Origin of the sequence: Sphingomonas sp. R1, from assembly GCF_025960285.1 — a bacterium.
In the GTDB taxonomy this organism is placed as follows: Bacteria; Pseudomonadota; Alphaproteobacteria; order Sphingomonadales; family Sphingomonadaceae; genus Sphingomonas.
The window spans coordinates 891742-908202 of record NZ_CP110111.1; the positions used below are offsets into that span (position 1 = coordinate 891742).

Annotated in this window: 15 protein-coding genes; all 15 read right to left on the reverse strand. The window is 66.3% G+C overall.

Going from position 1 to position 16461, the window contains the following annotated elements; translation table 11 throughout:
- Window positions 1-11: 11 nt before the first annotated feature.
- Window positions 12-1568 carry an alkaline phosphatase D family protein gene (locus OIM94_RS04340; RefSeq protein WP_264608881.1) on the reverse strand — a complete coding sequence of 519 codons (1557 nt, stop codon included), beginning with the start codon at window positions 1566-1568 and terminating at the stop codon, window positions 12-14.
- Window positions 1569-1645: 77 nt separating this feature from the next.
- Window positions 1646-2038, reverse strand: coding sequence for a hypothetical protein (locus OIM94_RS04345; RefSeq protein WP_264608882.1), 393 nt, complete (start codon window positions 2036-2038; stop codon window positions 1646-1648).
- Window positions 2039-2097: 59 nt separating this feature from the next.
- On the reverse strand, window positions 2098-2358 hold the full coding sequence (locus tag OIM94_RS04350) for a DUF1467 family protein (protein ID WP_264608883.1): 261 nt from the start codon (window positions 2356-2358) through the stop codon (window positions 2098-2100).
- Between the two features lie 10 nt (window positions 2359-2368).
- Window positions 2369-4006, reverse strand: a complete 1638-nt coding sequence (locus OIM94_RS04355) for a ribonuclease J (protein ID WP_264608884.1) — start codon at window positions 4004-4006, stop codon at window positions 2369-2371.
- Window positions 4007-4789, reverse strand: coding sequence for a type III pantothenate kinase (locus OIM94_RS04360; RefSeq protein WP_264608885.1), 783 nt, complete (start codon window positions 4787-4789; stop codon window positions 4007-4009). It abuts the gene before it with no gap.
- A 19-nt stretch (window positions 4790-4808) separates the two neighbouring features.
- Window positions 4809-5504: a biotin--[acetyl-CoA-carboxylase] ligase gene (locus OIM94_RS04365; protein WP_264608886.1), complete on the reverse strand. Its 696-nt coding sequence runs from the start codon at window positions 5502-5504 to the stop codon at window positions 4809-4811.
- 5 nt (window positions 5505-5509) lie between these two features.
- Window positions 5510-6967, reverse strand: a complete 1458-nt coding sequence (gene nuoN / locus OIM94_RS04370) for an NADH-quinone oxidoreductase subunit NuoN (RefSeq protein WP_264608887.1) — start codon at window positions 6965-6967, stop codon at window positions 5510-5512.
- Window positions 6967-8532, reverse strand: a complete 1566-nt coding sequence (locus tag OIM94_RS04375) for an NADH-quinone oxidoreductase subunit M (RefSeq protein ID WP_264608888.1) — start codon at window positions 8530-8532, stop codon at window positions 6967-6969. Before OIM94_RS04375 ends, nuoN begins: the two co-directional genes overlap by 1 nt.
- A 7-nt stretch (window positions 8533-8539) precedes the next feature.
- A complete protein-coding gene (nuoL, locus tag OIM94_RS04380; protein ID WP_264608889.1) occupies window positions 8540-10663 on the reverse strand; it encodes an NADH-quinone oxidoreductase subunit L in 2124 nt (707 codons plus the stop codon).
- A complete protein-coding gene (nuoK, locus tag OIM94_RS04385) occupies window positions 10663-10968 on the reverse strand; it encodes an NADH-quinone oxidoreductase subunit NuoK (protein WP_010545141.1) in 306 nt (101 codons plus the stop codon). Before nuoK ends, nuoL begins: the two co-directional genes overlap by 1 nt.
- The gene (locus OIM94_RS04390) at window positions 10965-11576 is read right to left on the reverse strand and encodes an NADH-quinone oxidoreductase subunit J (RefSeq protein ID WP_264608890.1); all 612 of its coding nucleotides are present in this window, start codon (window positions 11574-11576) and stop codon (window positions 10965-10967) included. Before OIM94_RS04390 ends, nuoK begins: the two co-directional genes overlap by 4 nt.
- 33 nt (window positions 11577-11609) lie before the next feature.
- Window positions 11610-12095, reverse strand: a complete 486-nt coding sequence (gene nuoI / locus OIM94_RS04395; protein WP_010545143.1) for an NADH-quinone oxidoreductase subunit NuoI — start codon at window positions 12093-12095, stop codon at window positions 11610-11612.
- Window positions 12092-13141 carry an NADH-quinone oxidoreductase subunit NuoH gene (nuoH, locus tag OIM94_RS04400; protein ID WP_264608891.1) on the reverse strand — a complete coding sequence of 350 codons (1050 nt, stop codon included), beginning with the start codon at window positions 13139-13141 and terminating at the stop codon, window positions 12092-12094. Before nuoH ends, nuoI begins: the two co-directional genes overlap by 4 nt.
- Window positions 13138-15156, reverse strand: a complete 2019-nt coding sequence (nuoG, locus tag OIM94_RS04405) for an NADH-quinone oxidoreductase subunit NuoG (RefSeq protein ID WP_264608892.1) — start codon at window positions 15154-15156, stop codon at window positions 13138-13140. Before nuoG ends, nuoH begins: the two co-directional genes overlap by 4 nt.
- Window positions 15156-16460: an NADH-quinone oxidoreductase subunit NuoF gene (gene nuoF / locus OIM94_RS04410; protein WP_264608893.1), complete on the reverse strand. Its 1305-nt coding sequence runs from the start codon at window positions 16458-16460 to the stop codon at window positions 15156-15158. The genes nuoG and nuoF overlap by 1 nt, the downstream gene beginning before the upstream one ends.
- Window position 16461: the final 1 nt, after the last annotated feature.

Sequence of the window (16461 nt, forward strand, 5' to 3'; positions counted from 1 at the left end):
AGCCGCCGGGCTCAGCCGAAGCTGAGCTCGGGCCGGCCATGCGGCACGATTGCCGTCCGCGCCGTCTTCACCGGTGCCCCTGCCTCGCTCACCGAGTCCACGGTGCGGAACTTCGCCTGCCACTGCGCGCGACCGACCTCGCACAGCAGATAGCCGCGCCGGTCGTTCATATATTTGAGATAGGGGTTGCGCGCGAGGATCCTGTCGCTGCCCGGGCGGAGATCCGCGCCGTCGCCGCCGGAGCTAATCGAGGTGGAGACGAACTCCACCGCCACCGCATCGCCCTGCCCGCCCCTGGTGCGGAGCTCACCGGCATAGTTCTGATGCTCGTCGCCGGTCAGCACCACGACATTGCCATGGCCTTCAAAGCTGCGCAGAAGCCGTTCGCGCGGGCGATCATAGCCACCCCAGCTGTCCATGTTGCGGATCATCTCGGGTTCGTCGCCGGTCCGGCGGTCGAGCGGCATCACCATCACCTGCTGGGCGATCGCATTCCACCGGGCCTTGCCCTCGGCAAGGTTGCGGGTCAGCCACGCCTCCCGCGGGTTGCCCAGCACCTGCGCATCCGCGGCATCCCAGCCGGCGCAGCGCGGCTTGAAGCCGTCGTCGCAGGGCTGGTCGGTGCGGAACTGGCGGGTATCGAGCAGGTGCAGGTCGAGCAGGTCGCCGAACCGGGCGCGGCGATAGGCCTGGATCGCACCGCCCCTGGGGATCGACGTGCTGCGCACCGGCATATGCTCGTACCAGGCCTGGAAGGCCGCAGCGCGGCGCAGCAGGAAGGCCTCGGGCGGGGTACCGTTCTGGTCGCGATCGGCCACCCAGTTGTTCTGCACCTCATGATCGTCGAAGGTCGCGTACCAGCCGAGGGCGGCGTGCGCGGCCTGCAGATCCGCGTCGGTCTTGTACTGCGCGTAGCGGCGGCGATAGTCGTCCAGGCTGAACGGCTCCTCGCCGGCATGCGCGCGCAGGAACTTGCGGGGGTTGCCGTTATAGTCGAGCGCGACCGTGTTGCCGCGGCCTTCATAGATATAGTCGCCATAATGGAACAGGAAGTCCGCGTCCTCGCGCGCGGCGTGGCCATAGGCGGTGTAGAGCCCCTGTTCGTAATGCTGGCAGCCGGCAACGACGAAGCGCGCCTGGGCAACCGGGCTCCCCGCCGCAGGCAGCGTCTTCACCCGGCCGCGCACCGACCGCTCCCGCCCGCAGGTGAAGCGATACCAATAGGGCCGGTCCGGCTGCAGCCCGGCGACTTCGACATGCACCGAATGCGCCAGTTCGGGGCGGGCGATCGCCTCGCCCTTGGCGGCGATCGTCTTGAAGCCGCTGTCGGCCGCGACTTCCCACTGCACCGCGATCGGGGCCATGGGCATCCCGCCATGCTGCTCCAGCGGCTCAGGCGCGAGGCGAGTCCACAGCACGAAGCCGTCCGCCGCCGCGTCCCCTGCCGCGACGCCCAGCGTGAAGGGATAGCTGCGGAACACCTGCTGTGCGCGAACCAACGCAGGCGCACCGAGCAGCAGCGTGGCACCGGCGCCCCCCAGCAATAGCTCGCGTCGTGTGATCTGCATCGTCCGGTCTCCCCTGCGCGGCGCGGCCGCGCCAAAGGCTGCCGCATGACAAGCGAAGATGACAGAAATGCGAAAGCCTAGGCAGCCGCTTTCACATGCGCCGCAAGCACGCTGCGCTCGCGGGCAATTTCCCGCCGCAGCGTTGCCTGCATCCGTGTCGAGGCACGCACATATCCCGGCCAGTCCGCCGCCACCTGGCGCAGCGTCCAGGTACCGATATGGCTGCTCGAGGCGCTGCGCGAGGCATTTGTCGCGTCGCGGAGCGACGAGAGCGCAGGATCGGCCACGCCCTGCGCGATGAGCGCCTCGCACAGCCGCACCACGTCGCGCCGACGCGCACTGCTCGCCCGGGTCAGGCGGTAGCGGACCGCCATCACGGCCTTTTCGTCACAGGTCGGCGCAAGCACCAGCTGCTCCAGCGCATCGAGCGCTGCAAGCATCTGGGCGTGATGGCGAAGAAGGTCTTCCATCCCGACCTTATAGATCCAGGGGACGGCAAGCGTCGGATTAACGCTGATTTTGCGGCTGGTTAGCGCGTCCAGTCCAGCATGTCGGCGGTTACCCAGCCATAGACATAGTTTAGGTAGAACGCAGTGAAGAGCACCGCCGAGAGGATCGTGGTGCGTAGCACGATCCGCTTGGGATCGAAGCTGTGCGGCGCGCTGGGTGCCTGACCCGGCACGAGCGGCACGCCCGCTTCCTCGCTGGTCCGCACCCCGAAGGGCAGCACGAAGAACACCGACAACGCCCAGAAGAGCGTATAGATCGCGAGCGCCGACTGCCACCTCATGGGTGCGAGACTACGCCTCGATCAGCAGCACGTCCACTACCGGCTTCTTGCCGGTGAAGCGCACCGCAACCCGCCGCACCGCAAGGCGCAGCGACTCGCGCAGCTTCTCGCGGTCGCGCCAGTCCTTCTTCACCGCCTCGGCGGCGGCATCGGCGGCGGCGTCGATCAGGTCTTCGCGGTCCTCTTCCACCGGCACGCCCTGGATGCGGATCTGCGGCTGACCGAGCAGCTTGCCCTTGCGATCGATCGCCACCGCGACCGACATCTGGCCGTAGAGCGCAATCCGGCGGCGCTCGCCCATGGTCGCGCCGTCCGCCGGCAGGATCACGTCGCCGTCGAGGACGAGGCGGCCGACCGTCGCATGGCCGATCTTCGCCGGGCCGTTGGGCGCAAGACGGATGATCTCGCCATTCTGCTGCTTCACCGCCTTGGGCACGCCCTGCTCCAGCGCGAAGCGGGCCTGTTCGTGCATGTGGCGGATCTCGCCGTGCACCGGCACGATGATCTCCGGGCGGATCCACTTGTACATCGCGGCCAGCTCCGGGCGCCCCGGATGGCCCGACACGTGCACGAAGGCCTGGCGATCGGTGATGATGTCGACGCCCTTGTCGGCCAGCGTGTTCATGATCTTGCCGATCGCGATCTCGTTGCCGGGGATCTGGCGCGAGGAGAACACCACCAGATCGCCCTGGTGGAGCTTGAGCACATGGCTGCCCTCGGCGATGCGGTTGAGCGCGGCGCGCGGCTCGCCCTGGCCGCCGGTCGCGACGATCAGCACGCGCGAGGCGGGCAGCGTCATCGCCTTGTCGAAGTCGATCAGCTCGGGGAAGTCACGCAGATAGCCGGTCGCCTTGGCGACGCGGATGATCCGGTCCAGCGAACGCCCGGCGACGCACAGCTCGCGGCCGGTGTCGCGGGCGACCTCGCCCAGCGTCTGCAGCCGCGCCGCATTGGACGCGAAGGTGGTGACGAGCACGCGGCCCTTGGCCCCGGCGACCACTTCGTCCAGCCCCTTGCGCACATCGGCTTCCGAGCCCGATGCCTCGGGATTGAACACGTTGGTCGAATCGCACACCAGCGCGAGCACGCCGGTATCGCCGATCGCGGTCAGTTCCTCGGCGGTCGCCGAGCCGCCCAGCGAGGGCGCCTCGTCCAGCTTCCAGTCGCCGGTATGGAACACCTTGCCGTACGGCGTCTCGATCAGCACCGCATTGCCCTCGGGGATCGAATGGGCGAGCGGCGTGTAGGTGATCGTGAACGGGCCGATGTCGAACGGCCCCTCTTCCTTGACCACGTTGAGCTCGATGCGGTCCTCGATGCCTTCCTCGGCCAGCTTGCCGTGGATCAGGCCCGCGGTGAACGGCGTCGCGTAGAGCGGTACGCCGAGATCGGCGGCGAGATAGGGCAGCGCGCCGATATGGTCCTCATGCCCGTGCGTCAGCACGATGCCGAGCAGGTCGTCCACCCGGTCCTCGATGAACTGGAGGTCGGGCAGGATCACGTCGATGCCCGGATAGCTGGCATCGCCGAACGTGATGCCGCAATCGACCATCAGCCATTTGCCGTCGCAGCCATAGAGATTGACGTTCATGCCAATCTCGCCCGAGCCACCGAGGGCGAGGAAGAGCAGTTCGTTTCTTGGGGTCACTTAATTTCCTTGCTGGCTGCGTTCCCACAGCATCGCCAAGCCCTGGATGGTGAGATCGGGCTCGATCGTATCGAACACCGATGTATGCCTTTCGAAGAGAATCGCCAGCCCACCCGTCGCAATAACCTTGAGCGGCCGGCCCACCTCGGCCTTGAGGCGCGCGACCAGCCCCTCGATCATCGCGACATAGCCCCAGTAGATGCCGATATGCATCTGATCGACGGTGTTGCGACCGATCACCGTGGCGGTCTCCGGCGCGGAGATCGCGATGCGCGGCAGCTTGGCCGCGGCGGTCACCAGGGCGTCCAGCGAGAGGTTGATGCCCGGCGCGATGATCCCGCCCTTATAGGCGCCGCGATAGTCGACCACATCGAAAGTGGTCGCGGTGCCGAAATCGATGAGGATCAGGTCGCCGGCATGGCGGGCATGGCCGGCGAGCACGTTGAGCGCGCGGTCCGCGCCGAGATTCTGCGGCTCGTCCACATCGAGCGCGAAGCCCCATTCGGCGCTGCCCTTGCCGGCGATCACCGCCTCGGTCTTGAAATACTTGCTGGCAAGCACTTCGAGATTGTGAAGCGCGCGCGGCACCACCGTGCCGACGATCACCCCGCTCACCGCGCTGCGGTCGAAGCCCTCCAGCGCCAGCAACTGGCTGAGCCACACCGCATATTCGTCGGCGGTGCGCCGCGGATCGGTGGCGATGCGCCAGCGGGCGCGGATCTCGCCGCCGTCCACCAGCGCGAACACGACATTGGTATTGCCGGCGTCGATCGCGAGCAGCATCGCCCTTCCCTCTTCCTCGTTACAGCAGGAACACGTCGCCCGCGTGAATGGCACGGGTCGTCCCATCGGCCAAGCGCAGGATCAGCGCCCCGCTCGAATCCAGTCCGCCAAACAACCCGTCGAAGCTCGACCCGTCGGCGAGCCGCGCGGTGAGCGCAGTACCCTCGGGATGCGCCTTGGCGAGCCAGCGCTCGCGCACCGGCCACATGCCTTCGCCCCGCCAGCGTTCGAGCCAGCGGCCGAAGCTTTCGGCGAGCACCTCGGCAAAAATGTCGGGAGAGACGGTCACGCCCTGGTCGGCGAGGCTTGTCGCGGCGCGGTCCAGCCCCTCGGGCGCCGCCGCCAGGTTCACGCCGATGCCGACCGCAATGGCGTCCCCGGCCCGTTCGAGCAGGATGCCGGAGAGCTTGGCGCCGCCCACCAGCAGGTCGTTGGGCCATTTGAGCATCGGCGCAACGCCGAACGCCCGCACCGCTTCCTCCAGCGCGACGGCCGAGAGCAGCGCCAGCGTCGCCGGCGACGGATCGGTCGGCCGCACGCGGACCAGCGTGGAAATGTAGAGGTTGCCCGTGGGCGAGACCCAGGCGCGCCCCTGCCGGCCCTTGCCGGCGGTCTGGCGTTCGGCCCGGAGCCACAGCCCTTCCCCGGCGCCCGTAAGCGCCAGGGAAAGGATGTCGGCATTGGTCGATCCCGTCTCGGCGACGGTCCGGATCACAGGGGTCAGAACAGCGCCTTCGCAGCCACCAGCGACCAGGTGCCGAGCGCACCGAACACCAGCCAGCCGATCGGCGAGATGACGACGGCGCTGATCGCGATCAGGCCGCCTTCGACGAGATCGGTCTTGCCCGAGAAGGCAGGCGCCGGCTCGTCGAAGTACATCGTCTTGACGATCTTGAGGTAATAGAAGGCACCGATCGTCGAGGCTGCGGCGCCGACCGTGGCGAAGGCGATCAGGCCCGAGTGCATCGCGGCGATGAACACGCCCAGCTTGGCGAAGAAGCCGAGCAGCGGCGGAATGCCCGCGAGGCTGAACATGAAGATCGCCAGCGCCGCAGCCAGGCCCGGACGGGTCCGCGACATGCCGGAGAGGCTCGCGATCGTCTCGATCTGCTCCCCGTCCTGCCCGCGCATCTGCAGCACCACGAGGAAGCTGCCGATCGTCATGACCACGTAGATCGCCATGTAGACGAGCACGCTCGCCACGCCTTCCTCGCCGCCGGCGGCAAGGCCGATCAGCGCGAAGCCGACATTGTTGATCGACGAATAGGCAAGCAGACGCTTGATGTTGGTCTGACCGATCGCCGCCACCGCGCCGAAAATGATCGAGGCGAGCGAGGCAAAGATCACGATCTGGCGCCATTCGAAGATCGCCGGACCCATCGCGTCGACCGCGACGCGGACCGCCATCGCCACCGCCGCCATCTTCGGGGCCGAGGCGAAATAGGCGGTGACCGGCGTCGGTGCGCCTTCATACACGTCCGGCGTCCACATGTGGAACGGCACGGCCGAGATCTTGAAGGCGAGACCGGCGAAGACGAAGACCAGGCCGAACAGCAGGCCGGTGTGCTGCGCACCCGCGAGACCCGCATGATAGGCGCCTTCGATGCCCTCGAACAGCGTCGTCCCGGCGAAGCCGTACACCAGGCTGATGCCGTAGAGCAGGATGCCCGAGGCCAGCGCGCCCAGCACGAAATACTTCAGGCCCGCTTCGGCCGAGCGCGTGTCGCGCCGCATGAAGCTGGCGAGGATGTACGCCGAGAGGCTCTGCAGCTCGAGACCGACATAGAGGGTCAGCAGGTCGCCTGCCGATACCATCATGCCCATGCCCACGGTGGAGAGCAGGATCAGCACCGGATATTCCGGACGCAGATCCTCACCCGAGGTGCGCTGGAAGAAGCCCGGCGCGATCAGGATCGACACCGCGGCGGCGACATAGATCACCACCTTGGCGAAGGTCGCGAACGCGTCCGCCCGGAACAGGCCGCCAAAGGCGATGCCGCCGGTCGAGGCCGGGCCCGTCAGCGCGATGCCTGCGCCAGCCAGCAGCGCCACCGAGGCCCAGCTCACCAGCCTGGTCGATGCCTGGCCGCCCCAGGCAGCCACCAGCATCAGGACGATCGAACCGAACGCGAGCACCAGCTCGGGCAGGGTCATCAGCAATTGCATTGAAGTGGCCATCAGTGCGCCTCCCCGTGCGCGGAGGCTTCATGGGCGGGGGCCGCCTTGGGCGCGCCCGGCGTGGGCTTGGAGTCGCTGATCGACGCGGTGTGCGCGGCGCTGTCGAGGCGCTGCGTCAGCCGCGCGACGTCGGCGCGCATCGGTGCGGTGAAGCTGGTCGGGTACACGCCCATCCACAACACCACGGCAGCCAGCGCGACGAGCATCGCGACTTCGCGTCCGTCGAGGTCCGGCATCGCCTTCACATCGTCCTTGGTCAGGTCGCCCCACACCACCCGGCGGAACAGGTAGAGCATATAGGCGGCGCCGAGGATGATGCCGGTGGTGCCAATCAGCGCGGTCGCGGTCGAGACCTGGTACACGCCGGCGAGGCTGAAGAACTCGCCGACGAAGTTGCTGGTACCCGGCAGGCCGATCGAAGCCATGGTGAACAGCAGGAACAGCACGGCATAGCGCGGCATGTTGATCGCGAGGCCGCCATAGCGGTCGATCTCACGGGTGTGCAGGCGATCATAGATGATGCCGACGCACAGGAAGAGCGCGCCCGACACCACGCCGTGGCCCAGCATCACCATCATCGCACCGTCGATGCCGTTCGCGTTGAAGGCGAACAGGCCCATGGTGACGATCGCCATGTGCGCGACCGACGAATAGGCGATCAGCTTCTTCATGTCGCTCTGCACGAGCGCGACGAGCGAGGTGTAGACCACCGCGACGCAGGACAGGCCGAACACCACCCACATGAACTGCACCGACGCGACCGGGAACATCGGCAGCGAGAAGCGCAGGAAGCCATAGCCGCCGAGCTTCAGCAGTACGCCCGCCAGGATGACCGAGCCGGCGGTCGGCGCCTGGACGTGCGCGTCGGGAAGCCAGGTGTGGACCGGCCACATCGGCATCTTCACCGCGAACGAGGCGAAGAAGGCCAGCCACAGCCAGGTCTGCCAGCTTGCCGGGAAGTCGTGCGCCATCAGGAATGGGATCGAGGTGGTGCCGGTGCTCAGCACCATCGCGATCATCGCGATGAGCATCAGCAGCGAGCCGAGCAGCGTGTACAGGAAGAACTTGTACGACGCGTAGATGCGGTTCACGCCGCCCCAGATGCCGATGATCAGATACATCGGGATCAGGCCACCTTCGAAGAAGATGTAGAACAGGAACAGGTCCTGCGCGGCGAAGGTGCCGATCATCAGCACTTCGGTCGCGAGGAACGCCGCCATGTACTCGGGCACGCGCTTGGTGACCGAGAGCCAGCTGGCGCCGATGCAGATCGGCATCAGGAACAGCGAGAGCTCGATCAGCAGGAAGGCGAAGCCGTCGATGCCGAGCGCCCAGGAGAACTCGACGCCGCCCATCTTGAACAGCGTGACATGCTCGACGAACTGCCACTGCGGGGCACCGTCGCCATGCTGGAACTGGGTCCAGAGCCAGGCGCCGAGCGCCAGGTTGACGAGCGTCGCGAGGAGCGCCGTCCAGCGGGCGCCCTGGGCGCCCACGAACAGGCAGACCACTGCGGCGACCGCGGGCACCGCGAGCAGGACGGAAAGGATCGGAAAGCCGGTCATTATTCCATCACCTCGCAATGACCCAGGTGAGCGCGGCCGTGAGTCCGATCAGCATGACGAAGGCATAGGTGTAGAGATACCCCGATTGCAGCTTGACGGCCCCGAAGCTTCCGAACTGCACCAGGCGCGCCGCGCCATTAGGGCCGAACCGGTCGATCGTCTGCTCGTCGCCGCGCTTCCAGAACAGTCGCCCGATGGCGAACGCGGGACGCACGAAGAGCAGGTTGTAGAGCTCGTCGAAATACCATTTGTTGAGCAGGAACAGATACAGCGGACGCACCTGCTCGGCGAAGGCCGCCGGGAAGCCCGGCGAAACGATGTACGCGAATACCGCGGTGCCCAGGCCCAGCAGCATCGCCACCGTGGCCGAGAGCTTCACCCACACCGGCACTTCATGCATCGCGTGCATCAGGTGCTCGTTGAAGGCGAGCGCGCCGTGCCAATAGGTCTCGCCCGCGGTCGGCTCGATGAAGGCGCCGTGGAACACGAAGCCTGCCAGCACCGCGCCGATCGACAGCAGGATCAGCGGGATCAGCATGACCAGCGGGCTCTCGTGCGGATGGTAGCCCGCCGTGCCCTCGGCCTCGTGCGCGTGGAGCGCATGGGTGCCGTGCGGCGTATGGCCCGCATCTTCCTGCGCCGGCGCATTGGCATGCTCGCTGCCATGGCCGTGCGTATCATGCGCATGATCGTCGTGATGACCATGGCCGTGCGCGTCGTGCACCGCGTGCTGGATGTGCTCGGAAGCGGCCCAGCGCGGCTTGCCGTGGAAGGTCAGGAACACCACGCGCCACGAGTAGAAGCTCGTCAGCAGCGCGACGACCACGCCGACCCAGAACACGCCGGTGTTGCCCGAGGCGAAGGCCGCCTCGATGATCGCGTCCTTCGAGTGGAAGCCGGCAAAGCCGAACGCCACCGGGTTGCCGAACAGCGCGGGGATGCCGACGCCGGTGATCGCGAGCGTGCCCGCCATCATCGCCGTGTAGGTCAGCGGGATCTTCTTCCACAGGCCGCCATAATAGCGCATGTCCTGCTCGTGGTGCATCGCATGGATCACCGAGCCGGCGCCGAGGAACAGCAGCGCCTTGAAGAAGGCGTGCGTGAACAGGTGGAACATCGCCGCGCCGTACGCGCCGACGCCCGCTGCGAAGAACATGTAGCCGAGCTGCGAACAGGTCGAATAGGCGATCACGCGCTTGATGTCAGTCTGCGTCGTGCCGACGGTGGCGGCGAAGAAGCAGGTGGCCGCGCCGATCACCATTACGACGTGCATCGCGACCGCGCTCTGCTCGAACAGCGGCGACATGCGGCAGACCATGAACACGCCCGCGGTCACCATGGTGGCGGCGTGGATCAGCGCCGACACCGGCGTCGGGCCTTCCATCGCGTCCGGCAACCAGGTGTGCAGGCCGAGCTGCGCCGACTTGCCCATCGCGCCGACGAACAGCAGCAGGCAGAGCACGGTGATCGTGTCGAAGCGATAGCCGAGGAAGCCGATCGTCGAACCCGCATGGTTCGGCGCCGCCGCCAGGATCGTCGGGATGTCGACGGTGCCGAACACCAGGAACACGCCGAAGATGCCGAGCATGAAGCCGAGATCGCCGACGCGGTTGACCACGAAGGCCTTGATCGCGGCGGCATTGGCGCTGGGCTTGCGGAACCAGAAGCCGATCAGCAGGTAGGACGCGAGACCCACGCCTTCCCAGCCGAAGAACATCTGCACCAGGTTGTTCGCCGTCACGAGCATCAGCATCGCGAAGGTGAACAGCGAGAGATAGGCGAAGAAGCGCGGCTGATCCGGCTCCTCGCTCATATAGCCCCAGCTATAGAGGTGGACGAGCGCCGAGACGCTGGTGACCACCACGAGCATCACCGCGGTAAGCGCATCGACGCGCAGTTCCCAGGCGAAGCTCATCGTGCCCGAGGTCATCCAGTGCAGTACCGGGGTGACGCTCGGCGCGGCCGAGCCGCTGAGGTAGGAGAGGAAGATCGGCCAGGACAGGCCGCACGCCACGAACAGCGAGCCCGTGGTGACGATCTTGGGCAGCGCGGCGCCGAACGACTTGTTCACGAGCCCCGCAACGGCTGCCGCGAGGAGCGGCAGGAATACGATGATCAGAATGGACGACATCAGCCCTTCATCCGATTGACGTCGTCGACCGAAATCGTGCCGCGACCGCGGAAATAGATGACCAGGATGGCAAGGCCGATCGCGGCCTCGCCAGCGGCGACGGTCAGCACGAACATCGCGAACACCTGGCCCACCAGGTCGTGCAGGAACGACGAGAAGGCGACGAAATTGAGGTTCACGCTGAGCAGGATGAGCTCGATCGCCATCAGAATGACGATCAGGTTCTTCCGGTTCATGAAGATGCCGAGCACCCCCATGGTGAACAGGATCGCCGAGACGACCAGATAATGGGTTAGCGAGATCACAGCTCCATCCCCTGCCCGACCGCCGGGTTCATGTTACGGGTGGCATCCTTGGCGCGGCGGGCGTTCTGGCGCGCGATGTTCTGCGGCCGCACGTCGCTGCGCTTGCGGTAGGTCAGCACGATCGCGCCGATCATCGCGACGAGCAGCACCAGGCCGGCGCCTTCGAACACGAACAGGTAGCGTGTGTAGAGCAGCGTGCCGATCGCTTCGATGTTCGGCACGCCGTCTTCCACCGGCGCGAGGCGGCGACCCAGCGCCAGCTTGCCAGCACTCCAGGCACCAACCGCGACGATGATCTCGGCGACCAGCGCAACGGCGAGCAGCGCGCCGACGGCGGCGTACTTCATCACGCCCGCGCGGAGCTCGGTGAAGTCGATGTCGAGCATCATGACCACGAACAGGAACAGCACCGCGACCGCGCCGACGTACACGATCACCAGCAGCATGGCGATGAATTCGGCGCCCACGAGCACCATCAGGCCCGCGGCGTTGAAGAACGCCAGGATGAGCCAGAGGACGGAATGTACCGGGTTACGCGACAGGATCGTGAATGCGCCGGAGACGCACACGATGATCGCGAACAGGTAAAAGGCGAGAAGCTGGATCACGGAATCGGATGGCCCCTTTGAATGGTGCGGCGCTTAACGGTACGGCGCGTCGGCGGCAAGGTTCGCCGCGATGGCGCGTTCCCAGCGATCGCCGTTCGCGAGCAGCTTATCCTTCTGATAAATCAGCTCTTCACGCGTTTCGGTGGAAAATTCGAAATTCGGACCCTCGACGATCGCGTCGACCGGGCACGCTTCCTGGCACAGGCCGCAGTAGATGCACTTGGTCATGTCGATGTCGTAGCGCGTCGTGCGGCGGCTGCCGTCGTCGCGCGGTTCGGCCTCGATCGTGATCGCCAGCGCCGGGCACACCGCCTCGCACAGCTTGCACGCGATGCAGCGCTCTTCCCCGTTGGGATAGCGGCGCAGCGCATGCTCGCCGCGGAAGCGGGGCGAGAGCGGGTTCTTCTCGTACGGATAGTTGATCGTCGCCTTGGGCTTGAAGAAATACTTCAAGGTCAGGGCATGCGCCTTCACGAACTCCCACAGAGTCCAGGTGCGGACGAAACTTGCGACGCTCATGCGGGCACTCCAACCCGGGTCAGCATGAGGTACCCGGAAACGAGGAAGACGAAGAGAAGCGACAGCGGCAGGAAGATCTTCCAGCCCAGGCGCATCAGCTGGTCATAGCGATAGCGCGGGACGGTGGCCTTCACCCAGCTGAAGCAGAAGAAGAAGAACAGCATCTTGGCGAACAGCCACAGGATGCCCGGCACGACGTAGAGCGGCGCCCAGTCGAACGGCGGGAGATAGCCGCCCCAGAACAGCGTCGCGTTGAGCGCGCACATCAGGATGACGTTGGCATATTCGCCGAGCCAGTAGAGCGCGAAGGCCATCGACGAATATTCGGTCTGATAGCCCGCGACCAGCTCCGACTCCGCTTCGGTCAGGTCGAACGGCGCGCGCTGCGTCTCGGCGAGCGACGAGATGAAGAACACGATCGCCATCGGGAAGAGCAGCGGGTTGACGAAGTTGCCGTTGACGAAGCCGTAATAGCCCTTCTGCGCCTCGACGATGGTGCCGAGGTTGAAGGTGCCGGCCCAGAGCACGACCGAGATCAGCACGAAGCCGATCGAGACTTCGTAGCTCACCATCTGCGCGGCCGCGCGGATCGCCGAGTAGAACGGGTATTTCGAGTTGGACGACCAGCCGGCGAGGATGATGCCGTACACGCCCAGCGACGAGGCCGCGAGCACATAGAGCAGGCCGACATTGATGTTCGACAGCGCGACGCCCGCCTGGAACGGCACCACCGCCCAGACGATCAGTGCGACCGTGAAGGTGATGATCGGCGCGAGCAGGAACAGGCCCTTATTCGCGCCCGACGGCACGATGGTTTCCTGCAGGAACACCTTCAGGCCATCGGCGAAGGACTGGAGCAGGCCGAGCGGGCCGACGACGTTCGGGCCGCGGCGCAGCGCCATCGCCGCCCAGATCTTGCGATCGGCATAGATGATCATGGCGACGGCCAGCATCACCGGCAGCGCGATGACGAGGATGTCGATGATCGTGGCGACGGTCCAGGCCAGCTCGAACGGCAGGCCGAGATAGGTGAACCAGGAGGTCATTCTGCGGCCTCTGCGAAGTCTTCGCCATGGAGCAGTTCGGCCGAGCAGCGCTGCATCGTCGGCGACGCACGGCAGATGGCGTTGGTGAGATAGAAGTCAGCGACTGGATAGGTCACCGGACCCGAAGCCTGGCTGGCAAGCGACGGCGGGTTCCATGCGAACTCGGCCAGACCTTCCTGACCGAGCGCCGGAACCTCGCTCGCCATTGCGGCGCGCAGTTCGTCGAAGCTGTCGAACGGCAGCGTGCGGCCGAGCTTTTCGGAGAGCGCGCGCAGGATCGTCCAGTCCTCGCGCGCCTCGCCCGGTGCGAACACCGCGCGATCGGCGCGCTGCACGCGGCCTTCCAGGTTCACATAAGTGCCCGGCTTTTCGGCATAGGTGGCGCCCGGGAGAATCACATCGGCATGATGCGCGCCCTGGTCGCCATGATGGCCGATATAGACCTTGAAGCTATTGGCGAACTTGGAGAAGTCCACCTCGTCGGCGCCCAGGAAGAAGGCGAGCTTCGGCGCAGCCGCGACGATGTCGGCAATGCCGCCCTTCTGCGCATAGCCGAGCATCAGACCGGCCATTCGCGCCGCCGCGGTGTGGACGACGTTGAAGCCATTCCAGGCCGCCTCGGTCTCGGTCGCGGCGCGCTGGAACGCACCGGCGATCGCGAGGGCTGCACCATGGCCGTTCTTGAGCGCGCCCGGGCCGAGGATCAGCGCCGGCTTCTTGGCATTGTCGATCGCCTGGGCGAGATTTTCCGGCAGGCTGTTGAGCAGCCCCAGATCGTCGCCGAGCCACTCGACCTTGTAGGTGAGGTCCACCTGCGGGCCGATCGCGAACACCTTGGCGCCGCGCTTGATCGCCTTGCGCACGCGGGTGTTCACGAGCGGCGCTTCCCAGCGCAGGTTGGTGCCGACCAGCAGGATCGCATCGGCCTCTTCGAGCGCCGCGATGGTGGTGTTGAACGCCACCGCCGACAGGCTCGACGTGTCATAGGCCATGCCGGTCTGGCGGCCTTCGAGCAGCTCCGAACCGAACGCCTTCACCAGCGCCTTGGCGGCATACATGGTCTCGGCATCGAGCAGGTCGCCGGCGATCGCGGCGACGCTCGAGCCCGCCGTGGCGGCCACGCCCGCAATCGCGTCGAACGCTTCTTCCCACGTCGCCGGGACCAGCTTGCCGTCCTTGCGGACGAACGGGCGGTCGAGACGGCGGCGGACCAGCGCGTCGACATGGTAGCGGGTCTTGTCGTGCGCCCACTCCTCGTTCACGTCCTCGTTGATGCGCGGCAGCACGCGCATCACCTGACGGCCGCGGCTGTCGAGGCGGATGTTGGTGCCGACCGCGTCCATCACGTCGATCGACAGGTTCCGCTTGAGCTCCCAGGGGCGATATTCGAACGCGACCGGCTTGTGGGTCAGCGCGCCGACCGGGCACAGGTCCGCGACATTGCCCGAAAGCTCGCTCTTGAACGCCTTTTCGAGATAGGTCGTGATCTGCATGTTCTCGCCGCGATAGATCGCGCCGATATCCTCCACGCCGGCCACTTCCTCACCGAAGCGGACGCAGCGGGTGCACTGGATGCAGCGGGTCATCACCGTCTTGATGATGGGGCCCATGTACTTTTCGGTGACCGCGCGCTTGTTTTCCTCATAGCGCGACTGGCCGCGACCATAGGCGACCGACTGGTCCTGCAGGTCGCACTCGCCGCCCTGATCGCAAATCGGGCAATCGAGCGGGTGGTTGATCAGCAGGAATTCCATCACGCCTTCGCGCGCGGCCTTCACCATCGGGCTGTCGGTGCGGACTTCCTGATTGTCGGCAGCCGGCAGCGCGCACGACGCCTGGGGCTTGGGCGGTCCGGGCTTCACCTCGACGAGGCACATGCGGCAATTGCCGGCGATGCTCAGCCGTTCATGATAGCAGAAACGCGGAATCTCCTTGCCCGCGGCCTCGCAGGCCTGGAGCACGGTGGCGCCCTGCGGCACCTCGACTTCGATTCCGTCAACCTTGAGCTTGGGCATTACTCTGCCGCCTCTTGCATGGTTTCGATGCCGCCCGACTTGCGCTCGGTGATCCGGCGCTCGATCTCGGGGCGGAAATGGCGGATCAGGCCCTGGATCGGCCAGGCGGCCGCGTCGCCCAGGGCGCAGATGGTGTGGCCTTCGACCTGCTTGGTCACCTGCTGCAGCGTGTCGATCTCGCTGATGTCGGCGTCGCCGGTGCGCAGCCGCTCCATCACGCGCCACATCCAGCCGGTGCCTTCGCGGCACGGCGTGCACTGGCCGCAGCTCTCATGCTTGTAGAAGTAGGAGAGCCGGCTGATCGCGCGGACGATGTCGGTCGACTTGTCCATCACGATCACGGCGGCGGTGCCGAGGCCCGAGCCGAGCGCGCGCAGGCCGTCAAAGTCCATCGGGCAGTCCATGATCTGGGCTGCCGGCACCAGCGGCACCGACGAACCGCCCGGGATCACCGCGAGCAGATTGTCCCAGCCGCCGCGGATGCCGCCGCAATGCTTCTCGATCAGCTCGCGGAACGGGATCGACATGGCCTCTTCGACCACGCACGGCTTGTTCACATGGCCCGAGATCTGGAAGAGCTTGGTGCCCTTGTTGTTCTCGTTGCCGAAGCTGGCGAACCATTCGGGGCCGCGGCGCAGGATCGTCGGGGCGACCGCGATCGATTCGACATTGTTGACCGTGGTCGGGCAGCCATAGAGGCCCGCACCCGCCGGGAACGGCGGCTTGAGGCGCGGCTGGCCCTTCTTGCCTTCCAGGCTCTCGATCATCGCGGTCTCTTCGCCGCAGATATACGCGCCGGCGCCGCGATGGACGAAGACGTCGAAGTCATAGCCCGAACCGCAGGCGTTCTTGCCCACCAGCCCGGCGGCATAGGCCTCGGCGACGGCTGCGAACAGCGTCTCGGCCTCGCGGATATATTCGCCGCGAATGTAGATATAGGCCGCCCGCGCGCGCATCGCGAAGCCGGCGACCAGCGCGCCTTCGATCAGCAGGTGCGGATCGTGGCGGATGATCTCGCGGTCCTTGCACGAGCCGGGCTCGGACTCGTCGGCGTTGATGACGAGGAAGCTCGGACGCTCGGGCGTCGGGTTCTTCGGCATGAAGCTCCACTTCATGCCCGTCGGGAAGCCGGCGCCGCCCCGCCCGCGCAGGCCCGAGGCCTTGATGCGGTCGATGATGGTATCCTGGCCCAGCTCCAGCAGCGCCTTGGTGTTGTCCCACGCGCCGCGCGCACGGGCGGCGTCGAGATGCCACGACTGGTAGCCGTAGAGATTGGTGAAGATGCGGTCCTTGTCCTGAAGCACC

What these genes read in the sequence shown, in the direction of transcription:
- OIM94_RS04340 (WP_264608881.1), bottom strand. Translation starts at nt 1,568, where the DNA reads ATGCAGATCACACGACGCGAGCTATTGCTGGGGGGCGCCGGTGCCACG.
- OIM94_RS04345 (WP_264608882.1), bottom strand. Translation starts at nt 2,038, where the DNA reads ATGGAAGACCTTCTTCGCCATCACGCCCAGATGCTTGCAGCGCTCGAT.
- OIM94_RS04350 (WP_264608883.1), bottom strand. Translation starts at nt 2,358, where the DNA reads ATGAGGTGGCAGTCGGCGCTCGCGATCTATACGCTCTTCTGGGCGTTG.
- OIM94_RS04360 (WP_264608885.1), bottom strand. Translation starts at nt 4,789, where the DNA reads ATGCTGCTCGCGATCGACGCCGGCAATACCAATGTCGTGTTCGCGCTG.
- nuoN (WP_264608887.1), bottom strand. Translation starts at nt 6,967, where the DNA reads ATGGCCACTTCAATGCAATTGCTGATGACCCTGCCCGAGCTGGTGCTC.
- OIM94_RS04375 (WP_264608888.1), bottom strand. Translation starts at nt 8,532, where the DNA reads ATGACCGGCTTTCCGATCCTTTCCGTCCTGCTCGCGGTGCCCGCGGTC.
- nuoL (WP_264608889.1), bottom strand. Translation starts at nt 10,663, where the DNA reads ATGTCGTCCATTCTGATCATCGTATTCCTGCCGCTCCTCGCGGCAGCC.
- nuoI (WP_010545143.1), bottom strand. Translation starts at nt 12,095, where the DNA reads ATGAGCGTCGCAAGTTTCGTCCGCACCTGGACTCTGTGGGAGTTCGTG.
- nuoH (WP_264608891.1), bottom strand. Translation starts at nt 13,141, where the DNA reads ATGACCTCCTGGTTCACCTATCTCGGCCTGCCGTTCGAGCTGGCCTGG.
- nuoG (WP_264608892.1), bottom strand. Translation starts at nt 15,156, where the DNA reads ATGCCCAAGCTCAAGGTTGACGGAATCGAAGTCGAGGTGCCGCAGGGC.